General features: G+C 73.5%; 14 protein-coding genes and 1 pseudogene. 13 read left to right on the top strand and 2 right to left on the bottom strand.

The features are described 5' to 3' along the window. Positions 1-5: 5 nt before the first annotated feature. The 9 genes and pseudogenes from BLW57_RS08985 to BLW57_RS08950 all read left to right on the top strand — a co-directional run bounded on the left by BLW57_RS08985 (position 6) and on the right by BLW57_RS08950 (position 8114). Entirely contained in the window at positions 6-1220 is a 1215-nt protein-coding gene (locus BLW57_RS08985; protein ID WP_093473494.1) for an acyl-CoA dehydrogenase family protein, read from the top strand. Continuing rightward, positions 1220-2035: a bifunctional 2-polyprenyl-6-hydroxyphenol methylase/3-demethylubiquinol 3-O-methyltransferase UbiG gene (gene ubiG / locus BLW57_RS08980; protein WP_093473492.1), complete on the top strand. Its 816-nt coding sequence runs from the start codon at positions 1220-1222 to the stop codon at positions 2033-2035. The genes BLW57_RS08985 and ubiG overlap by 1 nt, the downstream gene beginning before the upstream one ends. Before the next feature lie 107 nt (positions 2036-2142). Then, entirely contained in the window at positions 2143-2622 is a 480-nt protein-coding gene (locus tag BLW57_RS08975) for an SRPBCC family protein (protein ID WP_093473490.1), read from the top strand. Beyond that, complete coding sequence (locus tag BLW57_RS08970; RefSeq protein WP_093473488.1) at positions 2619-3722, top strand: type III polyketide synthase; 1104 nt, start codon at positions 2619-2621, stop codon at positions 3720-3722. The genes BLW57_RS08975 and BLW57_RS08970 overlap by 4 nt, the downstream gene beginning before the upstream one ends. Positions 3723-3767: 45 nt before the next feature. Further along, positions 3768-4649: a methyltransferase domain-containing protein gene (locus BLW57_RS08965; protein WP_093473486.1), complete on the top strand. Its 882-nt coding sequence runs from the start codon at positions 3768-3770 to the stop codon at positions 4647-4649. A gap of 46 nt (positions 4650-4695) precedes the next feature. Beyond that, the gene (locus BLW57_RS08960) at positions 4696-6192 is read left to right on the top strand and encodes an aminotransferase class III-fold pyridoxal phosphate-dependent enzyme (protein ID WP_093473484.1); all 1497 of its coding nucleotides are present in this window, start codon (positions 4696-4698) and stop codon (positions 6190-6192) included. Continuing rightward, a pseudogene (locus BLW57_RS43060) lies at positions 6189-6410 on the top strand (FAD-dependent oxidoreductase); the annotation flags it as partial. The gene BLW57_RS08960 and the pseudogene BLW57_RS43060, both read left to right, overlap by 4 nt. 34 nt (positions 6411-6444) lie before the next feature. Beyond that, entirely contained in the window at positions 6445-7464 is a 1020-nt protein-coding gene (locus BLW57_RS08955) for a phytoene desaturase family protein (protein WP_107450016.1), read from the top strand. Positions 7465-7505: 41 nt separating this feature from the next. After that, positions 7506-8114 (top strand): NADPH-dependent FMN reductase, encoded by a 609-nt coding sequence (locus BLW57_RS08950; RefSeq protein ID WP_093473482.1) that lies wholly within the window; start codon positions 7506-7508, stop codon positions 8112-8114. A gap of 212 nt (positions 8115-8326) precedes the next feature. Here the strand turns inward: BLW57_RS08950 and BLW57_RS08945 are convergent, their stop codons facing one another. After that, complete coding sequence (locus BLW57_RS08945) at positions 8327-8734, bottom strand: metal-sulfur cluster assembly factor (protein WP_176985519.1); 408 nt, start codon at positions 8732-8734, stop codon at positions 8327-8329. After that, positions 8731-9840: an amidohydrolase family protein gene (locus BLW57_RS08940; protein ID WP_143051591.1), complete on the bottom strand. Its 1110-nt coding sequence runs from the start codon at positions 9838-9840 to the stop codon at positions 8731-8733. Before BLW57_RS08940 ends, BLW57_RS08945 begins: the two co-directional genes overlap by 4 nt. Positions 9841-10000: 160 nt before the next feature. Between BLW57_RS08940 and BLW57_RS08935 the strand changes: the two genes are divergently transcribed. The 4 genes from BLW57_RS08935 to BLW57_RS08920 all read left to right on the top strand — a co-directional run bounded on the left by BLW57_RS08935 (position 10001) and on the right by BLW57_RS08920 (position 14697). Beyond that, a complete protein-coding gene (locus BLW57_RS08935) occupies positions 10001-12187 on the top strand; it encodes an MMPL family transporter (RefSeq protein ID WP_093473476.1) in 2187 nt (728 codons plus the stop codon). A 455-nt stretch (positions 12188-12642) separates the two neighbouring features. Beyond that, positions 12643-13275, top strand: coding sequence for a TetR/AcrR family transcriptional regulator (locus BLW57_RS08930; protein ID WP_093473474.1), 633 nt, complete (start codon positions 12643-12645; stop codon positions 13273-13275). A 2-nt stretch (positions 13276-13277) separates the two neighbouring features. After that, a complete protein-coding gene (locus tag BLW57_RS08925) occupies positions 13278-13892 on the top strand; it encodes an SRPBCC domain-containing protein (protein WP_093473472.1) in 615 nt (204 codons plus the stop codon). A gap of 109 nt (positions 13893-14001) precedes the next feature. Further along, the gene (locus BLW57_RS08920) at positions 14002-14697 is read left to right on the top strand and encodes a hemerythrin domain-containing protein (protein WP_093473470.1); all 696 of its coding nucleotides are present in this window, start codon (positions 14002-14004) and stop codon (positions 14695-14697) included. The last annotated feature ends 118 nt before the right edge of the window (positions 14698-14815 follow it).

Below are 14815 nucleotides of genomic sequence, written 5' to 3'. Positions count from 1 at the left end.
AAGCCATGGCCACCGCCGTACAGGACACCACCGCCGTCGACGACGCCGAACGGGACGCCCGCTGGGCGCGGTTGGAGATGACGGCACGCGCGCTCGCCGCCCGGTTCGAGGAGCGGGCGAAGGACGGGTACGACTCCGGCGAGTTCGTCGGCCGCAACATCCGGGACCTCGTCGAGGCGGGCGTCACCGCGGTCAACGTCCCCCGGGACATGGGCGGCCTGGAGGCCACCCTGGAGGAGAACACCCGGCTGCTGCGGATCATCGCCGGCGGCTGCGGCTCCACCGCGTTCACGCTCGCCATCCACGCCGTGCTGACGGGCTCCATGCGCAGCGACCTGAGCGTGGCCGTGCGCGAGCGGATGTTCGGCGCGGTCCGCGACGGCGCGTTCGTCGTCGGCCCGTTCACCGACGAGGGCTCGGGCGGCAACTGGGTGCGGCCCTCGACCACGGCCCGCCGCGTCCCGGACGGTTTCGTCCTGGACGGGCTCAAGCACTTCGCCACCGGCTACGACGCGGCCACCCACCTGGTGGTCACGGCCGGCCTGGACGACGAGCACCTGGAACCGCCCTTCAACCTCGCCGCGTTCTTCGTCGAGAAGCCCGAGCGGGGCATCGAGGTGGTCGCACCCTGGAGCGGCTTCGCGCTGCCGATGACCGGCTCGCACTCGCTGCGGCTCGACGGTCTGCGCGTCGACGCCGACGACTCGGTGTTCCCCGACGGACTGACCCCCCTGTTCGTGATGGCCCGCCAGCAGTGGGGCCACTACTGCTTCGCGGCCGTCTTCCTCGGGCTCGCCGAGCGGGCGTACACGCTCGCCGTCGAGCGCACCCGCGGCCGGTCCACGACCGCCGTCGCCGATCTCGCCCGGCTGCCCGGCATCCAGTTCGCGGTGGCCCGGATGCGTTCCTCGCTGGCCACCATGGACGCCCTGCTGACCGAGTACGCCACCCGGCACGTCGACCCGGGCGAGGACCTGCCCGCCTTCGTCGCCGACACCTGCGTACCGAAGTACTACATCACCAACGAGGCCGAGCACGTCGTCGCCACCGCCTTCGAGGTGATCGGCGGCTCCGGCATCCGCGAGGGCTCCCGCATCGGCCAGATCTGGCGGGACGTGAAGGCCGGCCCGCTGCTGCCCTTCACCAACGACATGGCCCGCGAGTTCATCGGCAAGGCCACCCTGGGCATCAGCCCGGTCGAGACCCCGAGGTGGGTGTGATGGCGACCTCCACGACCCCGGACCGCACCGGCGCACTGGACCCCGTCCGGGTGCCGATCGACAACGAGTACTACGAAGAGGTCGGCGACGACTGGTGGAACACGGAGGGACCGCTGCGGGCCCTGCACGAGATGAACCCGGCCCGCACCGGCTACTTCGACCGGATCATCAAGGCCCGCCACCGCGGCCGCCCGGCCGGCACGATCCGCGTCGTCGACCTGGGCTGCGGCGGCGGCCTGGTCGCCGAGAACCTCGCCGCCCGCGGCTACCGGGTCACCGGCATCGACCTGTCGCCGGGCACCGTCGAGGCGGCCCGCAGGCACGCGGCGGCCTCCGGGGTCGACGTCACCTACCGGGTCGGCTCCGCCTACGGCACCGGTCTGCCGGACGGCTGCGCCGAGGCGGTCGTCGCCTCCGACGTGCTGGAGCACTTCCACGACCTGCCCGCCGCGCTCGCCGAGATCGAACGGCTCCTCGTCCCCGGCGGGGTCCTGCTCTTCGACACCGTCAACCGGACGATCCGCAGCTACCTGCTGCTCATCCTGGTCGCCGAGAAGCTCCTCGGCATCATCAAGCCGGGCACGCACAACTGGAAGATGTTCATCCGCCCCGCCGAACTGCACGGCCTCCTCGGCCGCGCCGGGATGCGGCTGGCGGAGACCCGCGGCCTCGGCCCGGCCCGCCCTCTGCCCGCGCTGCTGCCCGGCCTGCTGCGCCACCGGCGGCTGGGCGAGTTCACCCTCACCGGCGACGTCTCGGCCAGCTACATCGGCCACGCCGTCAAACCCGGTACGCCGGACGCCGACGCCGGCTGAAGCAGGCCCCACCGGCCCCGCGCCCGCCCCGCACCGCCCCGCGAAGGGCCGGCGACGGGCCCCTCGCCCAGGACCCCGCGAAGCACCTCGCCAAGGACAGGACAGCCATGGTCTCCATACGCTCCGCCAGCCTCGCCGGCACCGAAATAGGGGCCGCACCCGACGCCGTACGACGGCTCCTGCTCGACGTGGTGGGCTGCGGCCTGCTGATGCCCGGCGTGGAGAGCCTCACCGCCGAGGGCGACGACGTCTACCACTACGTGCTGGCCACCATCTCCAACGGGGCCGTCAGCCACACCCCCGACCACCGCACCCGCTTCGACACCGGCGACCCCGCCCGCATCCGCTGGGAACCGGTCGGCGCGCACAACTTCCGCTCCTGGGGCGAGTTCCGCACCACCCCCGGCACCGGGCCCGGCACCACCTACCTGGAGATCGACACCCGCTCCGAGGCCGACGTCGACATCGCGCCCGTGGTGCTGCCGCTGGTCGAGCCGTTCGCCCGGCAGCAGAGCGACGAGGTCACCGAAGGGTTCCTCGCCGCCATCAAGGACCGGCTGGAATCGGGCGCGAGGGCGGCGGCATGACGACCGCGACCGAGGCGCCGGACACCGTTGGACGGACCCCCGCCCGCGGGGTGGCCAGACTGCTGGCCCTGCGCACCGCCGCACCCGACACCGTCGTACCGCAGGCGAGCGCCTTCGACACGTACTACCGCGAGGTCTACCGGGACGTGCCCAAGGCCGAGGAGATCTTCCGCGGCTCCGGGGTCACCCAGCGGCACATGGCCTGGGACCCGCGCACCGCCTACGCCGACGGGTTCCCCACCATCAAGCCGCGCATGGCGGCCTGGGAGGAGAACGTCCTCGCCATGAGCCGGCGTACGGTGGGCGGGGTGCTCCAGGACGCGGGCGCGAACGACCTGCGCGAACGCGTCGGCACGTTCGTGATGGCCAGCTGCACCGGATACGCGGGACCCACCCCGGACATCCTGCTGGCCAAGGAGTTCGAGCTGCGCCAGGACCTGCGCCGCACCTTCATCGGGCACATGGGCTGCAACGCGGCCTTCAACGTGCTCAAGACCGCCTTCGACGCGCTGGCCGCCCGCCCCGGCGAACTGGTCCTGGCCGGCTCCGCCGAGGTCTGCTCCGTCCACCACCGGCCCGAGGTGTCGGCCGAACAGGCCGTCGTCAACGCCCTGTTCGGGGACGCGGGCGCCATGACCCTGCTCGGGGCCGACGACGGCGGCCCCGGCCCGGTGTTCCTCGGCACCCACACCGAGACCCACCCCGAGACCACCCACGCCATGAGCTGGCACATCGAGGACCTCGCGTTCCGCATGACGCTCTCCCCGTACGTGCCGTTCTACCTGGCCGAGAGCATCGAGCCGTTCGTCAAGCGGCTGCTCGCCCCGCACGGCCTCGACGTCGGCGACGTGCGGCACTGGGGCGTGCACCCCGGCGGCCCGAAGATCATCGACTTCGTCGGCGAGAAGCTCGACCTCACGCCCGAACAGCTCGCCCCGTCCCGGGCCGTGCTCGCCGAGCACGGCAACTGCTCCTCCGCCACCATCCTGCTGATCCTGGACCGCATCCTGCGCACCTCACGGCCCGCGCCGGGGGAGCTCGCCGTGCTGATGGCGTTCGGCCCCGGGCTGACCATGGAGTCGGCGCTCGTCCGTTTCTGATCCCGCCGCGTACCCCGAACCTCCGACACCGATGGGACACCCCTCATGACGACGAGCGCACTCGAACCGCGCTGGACCACCCCCGACCTGCACGCCGCGATCAAGGACCACTACGACGGGCTGATCGAGCTGTACGAGGACCTGTGGGGAGAGCACATCCACCACGGGTACTGGGCCGAAGGGGAACCCGACCCCGGCCGGCACGCCGCCCAGGTGCGGCTCGTGGAGGAGCTGATCGCCTTCGGACCCGTACCCGAGGGGGCCCGGATCCTGGACGCCGGCTGCGGCATCGGCGCCTCCGCCGTCCACCTCGCCGGACGGCTCGGCTGCACGGTCGACGGCATCACCATCAGCGCCGAGCAGATCGGCCGGGCCGAGAACAAGGCCGCCGAGGCGAAGGTCGCCGACCGCACCAGGTTCCGGCTGGTCGACGCCATGCACACCGACTACCCGGACGGCACCTTCGACGTGGTGTGGGCACTGGAGAGCTGCGAGCTGATGCCCGACAAGAAGGCGTTCCTCGCCGAGTGCCACCGCGTCCTCAAGCCGGGCGGCACGCTCCTGGTCGCCACCTGGTGCGCCCGCGACGACGGCCTCGCGCCCGACGAGACCCGGCTGCTGCACCGCATCTACCGCGACTTCGTGGTCTCCCACGTGCTGCCCCTGGACCGGTACGGCGCCCTCGCCGACGAGCTGGGCTTCACCGGCGTCCGCACCGCCGACTGGTCCGAGCGGGTGTGGGACACCTGGAAGCTCTCCACCGACATCGTCAAGCCGGTGGTCCGCGACCCCTCCATGATCTGGAAGCTGGTCCGCGCCAAGGGCATGGACATCTTCCGCTTCCTCAACTCCGTACCGCTGATGAAGCAGGCGTACGAGCGCGGCGTGATGCGCTACGGCGTGCTGCGCGCGACCAAGCCGCTGTGAACCGGCGCCCACCCACCCGACTTCCCGTTCCCTCCTGGAGCCGACGATGACGACAACTGCCGCTCCCACGGCGTCCGTCGAGTCACTGGTCGCCGAACTGCTCACCCAGCAGTGGCTGATCGACCTGTTCTCCGAGCTCGCCGAGCGCCAGCAGGCCTCGACCGCCGCGACCGAGAAGCTGCGCGCCCGCGACGCCGCCACCCATGTCTTCTGGCCCTTCCACTCCCCGCAGTTCCCGCTCGTGGTGCGTGAGGCGCACGGCAGCCGCATCCTCGACGCCGACGGCAACACCTACGTCGACTGCCACCTCGGCTTCGGCGCCCAGGCACTGCACGGGCACAGCCCCGAGCCCGTCGTCCGGTACGTCACCGAGCAGCTCGCCGCCACCACCGGCAACGGCTACTGCCACCCGGTCGAGCAGCAACTCGTCGACCTGCTCGGTGAGTTCGTGCCGCACTGCGAGAAGTTCGCGTTCCTCAACTCCGGCACCGACGCCACCGCGGCCGCCATCCGGCTCGCCCGCGCGCACACCGGCCGGCGCATGGTGGCCAAGTTCGAGGGCTCCCTGCACGGCGTGCACGACCTGGGCATGCACAACACCGCCTTCTGGTACCACGGCCACCCGACCCACCCCTTCCCGGGCAACGCCCCCGACGGCGGCGTCGAGCGGCAGTCCGCGCTCACCGGGGTGCCCCTCGCCGACCCGCGCGACCTGCTCGTCCTGCCCAACGACCCGGTGCGCGCGGTCGAACTGATCGAGCGCCACCGCGGCGAGCTGGCCTGCGTGATCACCGAGGCCGCGTCCTCCTCGTTCCCGTTCGTCGAGCACACCGTCCCGCTGCTGCGCTCCGTGTCCGAGCGGTGCCGGGCGCTGCGCGTCCCGTTCGTCCTCGACGAGGTGCTCACCGGCTTCCGGTTCGGCCCCGGCGGCGCCGCCGCGCACTTCGGCATCGAGGCCGACCTGTACACCTACGGCAAGGTCCTCAGCGGCCTCGGCATCCCGCTGTCCGCCGTCGGCGGCCGGGCGGCCCTGCTCGACCACACCCAGACCTCCGGCCTGCCCCTCACCGACATCGGCCGCAAGACCTGCGTGCAGACCACCCACGCCGGCAACCACCTGGCCCTGGCCGCCTCCTACGCGAGCCTGCGGCTGCTGCACGAGCAGCGCGACACGTACTACACCGAGACCCGGGCCAAGGTCGACGGCATCCAGCGGCGCCTGGCCGGGTTCCGCGGGGAGACCGGTATCCCACTGCGCCTGGTCGGATTCGGCGACTTCATCGGCTCGTTCGGCTTCCTGGAGAAGGACAGCTACGACGACTACCGCGCGTTCGCGGGCGCGGTGAACCCGATCGCCTTCTTCCTGCTCACCCTGATGCTGCGGCGGCGCGGCTTCTACACCCTCAGCCTGCCGATGCTGTTCACCGGCGGCGCGCACAGCACCGAGGACCTGGACACCCTGGTCGACGCGGTCACCGACTCGGCCCGCGAACTCGGGCGCCACGGATTCCCGTTCGTCCTGCCCGGGGCCGACGGGGCATGACCGGCGCCGGCCCGGACGAGCGGGCGGACGCCGTGGTGGTCGGGGCCGGGCTCACCGGTCTGGTCACCGCCGTCCGTCTGGCCCGCGCCGCCGGACCGGGCCGGCGGGTGCTGCTGCTCGAAGCGGGCGGCGAACCCGGCGGGCGGGCCCGTACCACGGACCACCGGGGCCACCGGCTGGGCCTCGGGCCCCGGGCGCTGTACCGGACCACGCGGGACGAGCTGCGGGCCCTGGGCGTCCGGGTCCCGGGCGGTGAACCGGACCTCACCGGGTCCCTGGCCCTGCGCGACGGCGCACTGCACCCCGGCTACGCCGCCCCGGGCCCGCTGCTGCGCACCGGACTGCTCGCGCCCCGCGAACGCCTCGCCGTGGCCCGGGCTGCTGGCCCTGTCCCGGGGCCGCCCGGGCCTGGCCGGCACCGACGCCGCGCGGTGGCTCGCCGACCGCCTGCCCACCGAGCGTGCGCGGGAGGCGGCCTTCGCCGTGCTGCGCGTCAGCGCCTACGTCGGCCGCCCCGAGATGATCGACGCCGGGGCGCTGGCCGCGCACTTCGCCGGGGTACGGCGCGGGGTGACGTACGTCGACGGCGGCTGGCGCACCCTCGTGGACGCGCTGCTCGGCCGCGCCCGCGCCCTGGGGGTGGACATCCGCACCGGCTACCGGGTCACGGCGGTCGAGGGCGGGGCACGCCCGCGGCTGACCCTCGCGGACGGGTACGGCATCCGGGCCCGCTCGGTGGTACTGGCGGGACTGCCGCAGCGGGCGGCGCACCGCCTGCTGGACGAGCCCGAACCGGCCGGCCCGCCCGGCCGGCCCCTGCACACCGCCTGTCTGGACGTGGCCCTGAGCCGGCTGCCGGACCCGCGCCGGACCCTGGTCCTGGGCGTCGACGAACCCCTCTACCTGTCCGTCGCGTCGCAGACCGCACGCCTCGCGCCGGAGGGCGGCGCCGTGCTCCACCTCGCCCGGTACGACGACGGGTCCGGGCTCGGCGCCACCGAGGTGCGCAAGCGGCTGGACGAACTGCTCGACCTGTGCCAGCCCGGCTGGCGCGAGGTGCTGGTCCATGAACGGTTCCTGCCCCGGATCACCACCATGACCGCGGTGCCCGAAGCCCGGACGGGCGGCCTCCCCGGCCGGCCCGGACCACGGGTCCCCGGGCGGCCGGGCGTCTTCGTCGCCGGCGACTGGGTCGGCCCGCGCGGTCTGCTCGCCGACGCGTGCGTGCTCAGCGGGGCGTGGGCGGCCGAGGAGGCGGCGGCGCGCCTGTGAGCACGGGGAAGACAAGGCCCCTACCGACCAACGGAGTTGTCATGCGTCCGATCCGTATCGCCGCCCTCGGCGGCTCGTTGCGTGCCGGCTCGGTCTCCGCGGCCGCCCTGCGGACCTGCGCCGCCCGGGCCCGCCGGGCGGGCGCCGAGGTCACCCTGCTGTGCGGGCCCGACCTGGTGCTGCCGCCCTACGACCCGGAAACGGGCGTCAGGTCGGCGGCGGAGCTGCGGCTGCTGGCCGCCCTGCGCGCCGCCGACGGTGTCCTGCTGGCCAGCCCGACCTACCACGGCGGCATGTCCGGGCTGCTCAAGAACGCGCTCGACCACACCGAGGCCCTGGCCCAGGACACACCCGGCTACCTGGACGGACGCGCGGTGGGCTGCCTCACCGTGGCGTGGAACGAGGTGGCGGGCGCCTCCGCGCTGGCCTCCCTGCGCGCCTCGGCCCAGGCGCTGCGCGGCTGGGCGGTGCCGATGGGCGTGGTGGTGTCCGCGGCCACGGAGTTCACGGCCGCCGACACCTGCGCCGACCCGCGCGCCGCCCGCCGCCTCGACATCCTCACCGACCAGGTCCTCGACTTCGCCCGCATGCGCCGCACCACCGAGGCGGACGCCGTACCCGTCGGCTCGGGGGTCGGGGCCACGCTGTAGCCCACCGTCCGCACCCGTGACCGACCCCCGAGCCCACGGCAACGGCTCGGGGGCCGATGGCGTGCGCCGCGGCGGACGGCGGGGCACACCGACGGGAGAGGGCACATGGCGCGCGCTCCCGCCTGCCGCGTCCGGGACACGGTGATGGCCGGGCACTCCCTCCCCTTGGGTCCCTCAGGGAGTGCCCGGCCTGTCGGTGGGTGCCGCGCCGGCTAGCCCGCGGCCGCCCGGACCGGGGTCAGGGGCAGCATGCGGCGGTCCTCTGTGCGGGCCGCCGCCAGCAGGGCGCGGCCCTTGTCCGTCATCAGCTCGGGACGCCACAGCGTGCCGCCGTCGAGTTCGACCGTCACCCCGGTGACCCCGTCGACCGCGCCCACCTTCTGCTCGACCGACTGCATGATCACCGGCACCGCCATGCAGAACGGCGCGGTCAGGCTGATGCGCACCGTGGCCCGGCCCTCGCCGTCCACCGCGACATCGCGTACGAGGCCGAGGTCGACCAGGCTCATCGGCCGCTGCCAGGACTGGCTGCAGGGGTCGTACACCTCGCCCAGCGCGGTGTGCACCTGGTCCGGCGTGACGGTCGCGACCGTGGCGACCGCCCGGTCCGCGGCGCTCACGCCGAGGCCCCGGCCGCCGCCGCCCACAGCTCGGGCTGCGACTCGCGCCAGTACGTCCACATCGGCCGGTTCCCGCCGTGCTCGGCCCGGTGCCGGGCGAACTCGTCGTCCCGCACTGCCTCCGCCGCCGCGGCCAGGTCGATCCCGGCGATGCGCGCGTAGTTGCCGGCGAGGAACGCCGCCCGCTGTTCGTGGGTGATCTGCTCCAGCCCGTACCGCTCCAGGATCCGGTCGGAGAACGTGAGCCGCGCCATCTTCTCCAGCACCGGCTGCGGGTGGAAGTGCAGGGCGCCGGAGGCGTAGATGATCTTCTCCGCTCCGCCGAGCGAGATCAGCTGGGCCAGCGCCTCCTCGACGTACCCCATGCCGTGCGCCAGGATCGCCGAGGTGATCTCCAGGTTGGCGTAGACGTTGGGCAGCCGCATCAGCGCCATGGCGACCTCCTCCACGAAGGGCGGGAGGCCGGCGTGCACGATCTCGAAGGAGAGGTCGATGTGCCGGATGGCGACGGTCTCGAGGTCGTCGATCCCGAACGGGCCGAGCGGCACCAGTCCGTTGGGCACGATCTTGTGCAACGCGATGATCTTTATGCCGAGTTCCTTGGCGAGCTCGAACAACGGGGTGAACTCGGGGTCGTCGAGCCGCCAGCTGACGTCCGGGGAACCGGCGTTGGGGTACATCTTGATGCCGATCGTGCCCGGCACCCGCGCCACCTGTTCGCGCAGGTCCCGCAGACAGGCCTCGATGCCGAGGGCGGGGTTGATCCCGGCGTACGGCACGATCCGCCGCGGCCACTTCTCGGCCAGCACCTGGTTCTTCTCCCCGTTGCACAGGCCGTCCTCGAAGACGGCGTCGATGCGCAGCCGGTGGTTGACGGCCATGTCCACGTCGGACTCGGTGAACATGGTCCAGGCGAGCAGCTCCGGCGGCCAGTCGGTGCAGAACACCTCACGCGGGATGCCGGAGCCGGCGGTCGCGAAGCGCTCGTGCATGCCCCAGAGCATCTCCCGCAGCGCGAACGCGTGCAGGTCGGGGAACTCGCCGTCCTTGCGCAGATTGCTGTCCGCCACGTTGTACGGGTGCACGGTGGCGTCAATGACGAACATGTTGTCGATCAACTGGGTCTCCCGTCGCGGCAAGGGCGAACGCGCGGACCGCACGGCGCGGTCATGGGCGAGCGCGTGTGGCCGAGTCTCGCCCCCTCGCCTTCAGCGGGGCTAAAGCGCTCGCTAGAACACTGCGTACACCAACGGAAGGTGACGATCCATGTTCTCTGCCCTGGGCTCCGCACTGCACGTCAGGCGGCGCGCCGCCCTGTTACTGGCGGTCCTGGCGGCCGTCCTCGCCGCCTTCTTCGGCGGCACCGTCGACAGCAAGCTCACCAACGGACTCTCCGACTACGACGACCCGGGCGGCGCCAACGTCACGGCCCGCCGGATCATCCAGCAGGCCACCGGCGTCGACGCCCAGCAGGGCTACGCCGTACTCGTGCGCACCGACGCGGCCCTCGACCCGAAGGCCCCGCCGCCCGCGCCGGTGTCCGCCGCGGTGGCCCTGCTGCGCGGGCGCCCGGAGATCAAGCAGGTCGTCGACTACGCCACCGACCCGGCGCTGATCAGCAGGGACGGGCACAGCACGGTCGTTCTCGGCACGGTGGCCCCCATGCGGGAGAAGGACACCGTCGACGCGGAGAAGGCGCTCCAGAAGGCCATCGCCGACAACCCCGAGCTCAAGGGCAGGGCCTGGCTGGGCGGTTCGACCCCGGGTCACGTCCAGGTCGCCTCGGTGTCCAACGAGGACCTCGCCAAGGCCGAGAGTCTCGCGCTGCCGTTCATCCTGATCCTGCTGGTGCTGGTGTTCCGGGGCGTCGTCGCCGCCCTGGTGCCGCTGGCCGGCGCGATCGTCACCCTGTTGCTCACCCTCGCCGGACTGCGCGCCGCCACCGAGTTCATGGACGTCTCCACCGGCGCCCTCAACCTCGCGTTCGCGCTGGGCCTCGGCCTCGCGGTCGACTTCGGACTGCTCATCGTCTCCCGCTACCGTGAGGAACTGGCGGTCCACGGTCCGGGCCGCCAGGCCGTCGCGCGCACCGTCGCGACCGCCGGGCGGACGGTGTTCTTCAGCTCCCTGACGGTGGCCGCGGCACTGGCCGCCATCACCGTCTTCCCGCACCCGTACCTGCGCTCCATGGGCCTCGCCGGCGTCATCACCGTCGTCTCGGCGGCCCTGTTCGCCCTGCTCGGACTGCCCGCCCTGCTCGCCCTGCTCGGGCGGCGGGTCAACTCCCTCGCCCCGCGCCGCTGGCAGCGCGACAGCACCGCACGGGAGGAGGCCGGTGACCGCTGGCACCGGATCGCCTCCGGCGTGATGCGCCGGCCCGTGGTGGTCGCGGTCGCGGCGACGGCGGTGCTGCTGCTCGTGGCGGCACCGGTCGCCGGTCTGAAGTTCACCGGCGCCGACCCCTCGACGCTGCCCGCCTCCACGAGCGCCGGCAAGGTGTCCCGGGCCCTGACCCGCGACTTCGACAAGCCGCCCGCCGCGCCGCTGCAGATCGTCCTCGACACCCCCGGCGGCACGGAACTCGCCGCCTATGCCCAGCGGATCGGCCGCGTCCCGGGCGTGGAGTCGGTGGGCACCCCGTTCCGTCTCGACGCCCGGCACTGGGAGGTCGACGCGGTGCTGCGCGGCGCCCCGCTCGGCACCACGGCCAAGGACGCGGCGGCGAAGGTGCAGGACGTCCCGGCGCCGGTGCCGGCCCGCTACACCGGGGTGAGCGCCGACTTCCTCGCACAGAAGGCCAGCATCGCCGACAAGGTGCCGTCGGCCGCCGGGATCCTCGCGCTGATCACCCTGGTGCTGCTGTTCGCCTTCTCCGGTTCGGTGATCCTGCCGTTCAAGGCGCTGCTGATGAACACGCTGTCCACCGGTGCCGCCCTCGGCTTCCTGGTGTGGGTGTTCCAGGACGGCAACCTCGGTCTCACCGCCCAGAACGGCATCGAGGCGACCACCCCGGTCCTCGTCTTCGCCCTGGCCTTCGGGCTCTCCACGGACTACAACGTCTTCCTGCTGGGCCGGATCAAGGAGGGCAGGGGAGCGGGCCTCGACGACCGGGAGGCCGTGGCCGAGGGCCTGGCCAGGACCGGCCCGATCGTCACCTCGGCGGCGGCGCTGTTCTGCCTGGCGGTGGGCGCGCTCGCGCTGTCCCGGCTGGTCTTCGTGCAGGAGCTGGGCCTCGGCACGGCGTTCGCCGTGCTGGTCGACGCGACGGTGGTACGGGCCCTGCTGGTGCCTTCGTTGATGGCGCTGCTCGGCAGCGTCAACTGGTGGGCACCGGGCCCGCTGCGCCGCCTGCACACCAGACTCCGCCTGGACCGCATGGAACCCCCGGAGACCGAGCCGGCGACGTCCCCCGCCGAGGCGCAGACCCGAGGACCGGCGGTGTCCGCCACCTGACCACACGCCGCACGGCCCGGGACCCCGTCGACGGCTCCCGGGCCGTCCGCGTCCCCTGCCACGCGGGACCCTCACGCGTCCGCCCAGGTGCCGCCGACTCGACCACACGCCCGGCGTGCGCCTCGCCACGGCGACGGTCATCCGCACGCGCACCCCTCCCCCCCCGACAAGGCGCGCAGTCCGACGCCGGGCGTTGGTGAGCGAGGGTGTTTCGGGTGCGCCCCGTGACGCCGGCCGTCGGCACACCCCCCCCGCACCCCCCGGCACTGGCCCCCCCGAGCGCGCCCCCGCCAGGCACCCCTGCGCGCCCCCGCGCGCCCGCTCCGATTCGGCCAATTACGCTACGGCCGTTGCGGATATCCTCGGCCGCTTTCTACTCTGAATATCGAAACGGCCGTAGCGGAAAGCCGGCTCGGCGACGGCTCGGCGACACGACGGCGAGGAGGAGCGGGCGTATGACAGGGACCGCACGCAGAGGGCGTCCACGGAGCGAGGACGCCGACGTGCGGATCCTCGGGGCCGCGCAGGAACTGCTGTTCGCGCGGGGATACGACCGGTTCGTCATGGACGAGGCGGCCGTGCGGGCCGGGGTCGCCAAGACCACGCTCTACCGCCGCTGGCCCACCAAGGACCACCTGCTCGTCGCCCTCGTCGCCAAGATCCAGGACGAGGTGCCCGTCGCCGACACCGGAGAGGTCCGCGCCGACCTGACCGTCTACCTCACCGCCATCGCCACCGGGCTCAACCGGATGCGCGGAGTCGGCCGGACCGGCGACCGGGACGACCGGTCGGCCGGAATGGTCGCCGAACTCGTCGCCGCGGCCGCCCGCCACCCCGACGTCGGCGACGCCGTCCGGGGCCTGTTCGCCCGGCGCAACACCCTCGTCCTGGCGCTGCTCGACCACGCCCGGGAACGCGGCGACCTGCGCGCGGGCACCTCGTCCACGGTGCTCTTCGACCAGCTGGCCGGAGCCCTCTACTACCGGCTCCTCGTCACCGGCGAACCGATCGACGCCGCGTACGTCCGGGAACTGGTCGACCACGCGCTGACCGGAGCCGCCGCCACCCCCCACCCGGAGAGGAACTGACCATGCCGCCCACACCCCCCACCGCCGCCGCACCCGCGACCCTGCCGAGCGCGTCCGCCGCGACACCGCACACCAGGCCGCGCAGGCGCCGCAAGTGGCCGCTGATCACCGCGTCCGCGCTGCTGGCGGCCTTGGGCAGCTACACCCTGTGGACCCACGAGCATCCGGTACGGCTCACCGCGTCCGTCGAGATCAAGGCCGACCCCGAGCAGGTCTGGGGCGTGCTCACCGACTTCTCGGCGTACCCGCAGTGGAACCCCTTCATGACCAGCGCCGAGATCACCTCCGACGACGGCCGACTGCGCCCCGGCGCGACCATGCGCAACCAGCTGCGGCAGCCGAGCGGCACCTCCACCTTCGACCCCGAGGTCCTCGTCGCACGGCCGGGCCGGGAACTGCGCTGGCTCGGCAAGCTCGGCCCCGGCTGGCTCGTGGACGGCGAACACCGCTTCGTCATCGAACGCGCGGGGCCCGGCACCGTACGGCTCACCCAGAGCGAGAGCTTCAGCGGGGTCCTGGTCCCGATCGCCGAGAGCAAACTGCGCGCGGAGACCCTGCCCCAGTTCCGGGCGATGAACGAGGCGCTGAAGAAGCGCGTGGAGAACACGCGGCACTGAGCGCGAACGGCGTCCCCGCCCACGCGGGGAGGCCGGCGCAAGAACCGCTTAAGGGCGGCCGGAGACGATCCGGTCGCGACGTACCGATCACGAGGGCCAGGTGAGGCCGATGGCGGCCAGGAACGGGCGGGGTGTGCCGGACACCGACGAGATGATCGTGGTGCACCGGCTCTTCATGCAGGAGTACAGGGCGGCGGTGCCGCTGGTGCGGGAGGTCCGCCCCGGTGACCGCACGCGCAGCGCCGTCGTCGCGGACCATCTGGACGCGCTCGACGCCATGCTGACGGAACATCACCTCGCGGAGGACGAACTGGTCTGGCCGCGGCTCGCGGCCGACCCCGCCGTCGAACCGGCGCTGACGGCCCGCATGGAGGAACAGCACGAGCGGATCGCCGACGCCCTCGGCCGGCTGCGCTCGGCACTGCCGCAGTGGCGCGCGAGCGCCGACCCGGCGCTCCGGGACACCGTCGCGGACGCCTGCGCCGAACTGCTGCCCGCGCTGGAGGCCCACCTCGGCGACGAGGAGGAGCACATCCTGCCGCTGGTGCCCGGGCGGTTCACCGCCGCCGAGTGGGCGGTGCTCAGCGAACGCGGCCGGGCCGTCGTACCCAAGGCACAGCGCCTCTACATGCTCGGCGCGCTGGGAGAGGCCGCCGGTGACGACCGCCGGGACGAGTTCCTGGGCAGGCTCCCCGGCCCCGTGCGGCTGATCTACCGGATCGCGGGCCGCGGCCTGCGCCGGCGCACCAGGGCGCGGCTGCACGGCCCCCGCGCGTCCGGCGGCCTCGGCGTGCCGGTGGCCTGACGCGGCGGCGGAGCACGGCGCGGTGCACGAGGCGGTGCACGGGCCGTCGCCGGCGAGCGGCGGCCCGGTGGCTCCCGGGCGGCCCGGTCCCTGCCACGGCGGGCCCGCGGCCACGTCC

The sequence above is a fragment of the Streptomyces sp. 1222.5 genome, from assembly GCF_900105245.1.
GTDB classification, from domain to species: Bacteria; Actinomycetota; Actinomycetes; order Streptomycetales; family Streptomycetaceae; genus Streptomyces; species Streptomyces albidocamelliae.
Note: the sequence above shows the minus strand (reverse complement) of the source record. Positions and strands in the feature narration are given on the sequence as shown.